General features: G+C 72.8%; 2 protein-coding genes. One reads left to right on the forward strand and one right to left on the reverse strand.

Annotated elements, in window-relative coordinates; all coding sequences use genetic code 11:
• Positions 1-1,686: primosomal protein N' (locus ACFY36_RS17130; protein WP_499746941.1), on the forward strand; the 1,686-nt coding region annotated here is incomplete at its 5' end.
• On the opposite strand, the gene ACFY36_RS17135 is transcribed toward ACFY36_RS17130, so the two are convergent.
• Positions 1,683-2,381, reverse strand: a complete 699-nt coding sequence (locus ACFY36_RS17135; RefSeq protein ID WP_499746942.1) for a hypothetical protein — start codon at positions 2,379-2,381, stop codon at positions 1,683-1,685. The genes ACFY36_RS17130 and ACFY36_RS17135 overlap by 4 nt on opposite strands.
• Between the last annotated feature and the right edge of the window lie 894 nt (positions 2,382-3,275).

The raw sequence follows: 3,275 nt of genomic DNA on the forward strand, positions 1-3,275 counted from the left end.
CGCGCGGGCGCGGGCGGCGCGGGCAGCGCGGGCGCGGGCGGCGCGGGCAGCGCGGGCGCGGGCGGCGCGGGCAGCGCGGGCGCGGGCGGCGCGGGCGCGGGCGGCGCGGATCGGGAAGTGGTCGCTCGGTCGGCGGTTGGCGTTGGGGGGTGGGGTTCGTATGTTGCTGGGCCTGCCTTTCTGCGGGCGCTTGCGGACGGGCGTGATGCCCGCGCGGTCTGGGGCGCGCTGCCCGGTGAGGACTGGGCGGCTCGCATTGCTGAGGCGGCCGCGGCCACTGTTCGGGGTGGGCGTGGGGTTGTCATCGTTGTGGCGGATGCCCGTGATCTCGATCGGGTGGATCGGGCCCTCGGGGCTGTGCTCGGGGCGGGGCAGCATGTGGCTTTGAACGCGGCGCTCGGGCCGGCGGAGCGGTACCGGCGGTTTCTCGCGGCCAGCCGGCATCAGGTGCCGGTGGTGGTGGGTACCCGGGCCGCCATGTGGGCGCCCGTGGCGAAGCTGGGGCTCGTGGTCATCTGGGACGACGGGGACGACCTGCACGGGGAGCCTCGGGCGCCCTACCCGCACGCGCGCGAAGTGCTTCTTACCCGGGCTCAGCTGGCGGGGTCGGCTGCGCTTGTGGCGGGCTTCGCTCGTACGGGGGAAGGGCAGTTGCTCCTCGAAACCGGCTGGGCCAAGGAGATCAGCGCCGGGCGGGACGTGCTGCGGCAGCGCGCGCCGGCTATCCAGCCGACCGGCGACGATCCGCAGCTGGCGCGTGATCCTGGGGCCGCCACCGCTCGGCTGCCCAGTCTGGCCTGGCAGGCGGCTCGGCAGGCGTTGCAGGCGGGTGCGCCGGTTCTGGTTCAGGTTCCCCGGCGGGGCTACCTGCCGTCGATTGCTTGCGCCGATTGCCGTACGCCCGCTCGCTGTCCACATTGCTCGGGGTCGCTGGAGCTTTCCGGCGCCCGTGACGTTCCCACCTGCCGGTGGTGCGGGCGGGCCGCCGCCGCGTACGCGTGCCCCACCTGCGGCGGCCGGCGGCTGCGGGCCTCGGTGACCGGCGCCCGGCGTACGGCCGAGGAATTAGGTCGTGCCTTTCCCGGCGCGACCGTGCGCACGTCCGGCCGTGACGAGGTTCTCGACACCGTCCCCGCCGGGGCGAGCGTTGTCGTGTCCACGCCGGGCGCCGAGCCGGTCGCCGAAGGTGGCTACGGCGCCGTGCTGCTGCTCGACACGTGGGCGTTGCTGACCCGCTCCGACCTGCGCGCCGCCGAAGAGACCATGCGCCGCTGGCTCAACGCGGCCGCCCTGGCCAAGCCCGCACCCCACGGCCGCGTCATCGTCGTCGCCGACGGCTCCCTGGCCACCGTCCAGGCCCTGATCCGCTGGGACCCGGCCTGGTTCGCCACCCGCGAACTGACCGAACGCCGCGAGCTCGGCTTCCCGCCGGCCGCCCGCATGGCCAGCGTCACCGGCCTGACCGAGGCCGTCAACGACTTCCTCGACAAGGCCCGCCTGCCCGCCGACGTGGAACTGCTGGGCCCGGTCCCCGCTCCCGACGACCAGGAACGCATGCTCCTGCGGGTCCCCCGCTCCCAGGCCGCACCCCTGGCTCACGCCCTGCACGAGGCCGCCGCCGTCCGAAGTGCCAAAAAGGCCCCCCAGCCCGTACGCATCGAGGTCGACCCCTCGGCCCTCTTCTAACCCACGGTCAGGTCGAAGGTGCCGTCCTCCAGCCGCGCGACGAAGTCGGCCGCGTCCACCGCCTGAACGACGGCGTCATCCCACGACTCGCTGGCGTTGCTGACCATCAGGACCGGGGCCGGATCCTGGCGCAGATCGAAGACGAAGTTCTCCAGCCCACCGTCCCCACCGATGAGCGCGATCCCCGGAAAGCGCTCCTCCGCCTCCCAGATCGCCAGCACGTCACGCCCTTCCCGCGGCGGGTAGAGCCACACGTACTTCCCCGACGCCAACAGCCCACGGCGCAACCACGACGGCGACTGCAAATAGGACCGCCAGGCCGCCGGCAGCACCGGCCCGTCCGCGAACTCCTCATCCGCGACCGCCCCGCGAAAATCCACCGCCTCCACAATCGCCCCGACAAGCTGCGTGTTCAGCTCCGCGACATCTTCCGCCGACACCACCAGCCCCTCGTCCGGCACGGCTCGCTCCGCAAAGAACTCAGACCGAACCTCAAGCTTCAGTACGAAGCCAGCCCCGTCCGCCGCCACAATCTCTTCCCGGGCAACGCGCTCCGCAGCTCCCCGCCCGCCGAACACCCGAAGGTCCGCCCCACCGGGCACCCCTCGCCACTCACCGGCCTCGATCTTCTCGAAGTCCCCGACCCCCACCGCACACCACAGAGTGACGGCATCCCCAGTTTGATCTTGACCCATGCCCGAAGAGACTACCGCCAAGATCCACCTGCCCCCACACGCTCCCCAGCTCACGATGCATCCTGCACCCTTGCCCCACCCCACCCCTTTCCTCCGTCAAGCCCCAAAAGCGAGCATCGCCAGTAACTAACCGTGACCCACACCCGCACCCGCACCCGCACACCAACCGAGACGTCACCCTTCGCTGGGCGCTGTTGCCGCCGCAGAGACGTCGCCGCCGGTGGGTCGATGTTGCCGCCGATGGGAGACGTCGGGGCCGGCGGGAGACGACGCGGCCGGCGCGAGACGTGGCCAGCGACGGCGAGACACAGCCTCCTACCGGAGACGGCGACCGGACCCGGCTGAGAGACGACTCGGCCGAGCAAAGAGCAGCGACCGCCGAGCAGCCCAGAAACGTGCCGGACCGACCCGGGACCGCGCGTGACGGCCGAGTCCGAGAAGACGTGGACGGGCCCGCAAGACGGACCATGCCGGAAAGGCCGTGGCGCCCAGCGGTGACCGGCCGAGCGGACGACGCGGCTGCTGAGTCGAACGCCCAAGCGCAGAGGCGTACACAACAGGTGTCCACCAATCCCGCGCAACCGGCGTGGAATTGCCGACCAGCCCACCACCCAGGCCCGCCCGGGTGACGTACTCCCCCACCCGCACCCCAGCGCGGCAGCGAACCCTGCCCCACACCCACCGCAGGGTGCCCGCTTCCCAAGCCCCCCGCTCAGAGACCCGCAACCACCACCCACCCGCAGCGTGAAACCACGCAAGGTCGGGGGGGGGGGGGGGGGGGGGGGGGGGGGGGGCGGGGGCCCCCGGGCCCCCCCCCCCGCCGCCCCCCCCCCCACCCCCCCACACACCACCAAACAGCCCCCACCACCACACAACAAAAAAACACACCACACC

It is taken from the genome of Actinoplanes sp. NPDC000266 (assembly GCF_042899005.1).
Classification (GTDB): Bacteria; Actinomycetota; Actinomycetes; order Mycobacteriales; family Micromonosporaceae; genus Actinoplanes.

What these genes read in the sequence shown, in the direction of transcription:
- ACFY36_RS17135 (WP_499746942.1), bottom strand. Translation starts at nt 2,381, where the DNA reads ATGGGTCAAGATCAAACTGGGGATGCCGTCACTCTGTGGTGTGCGGTG.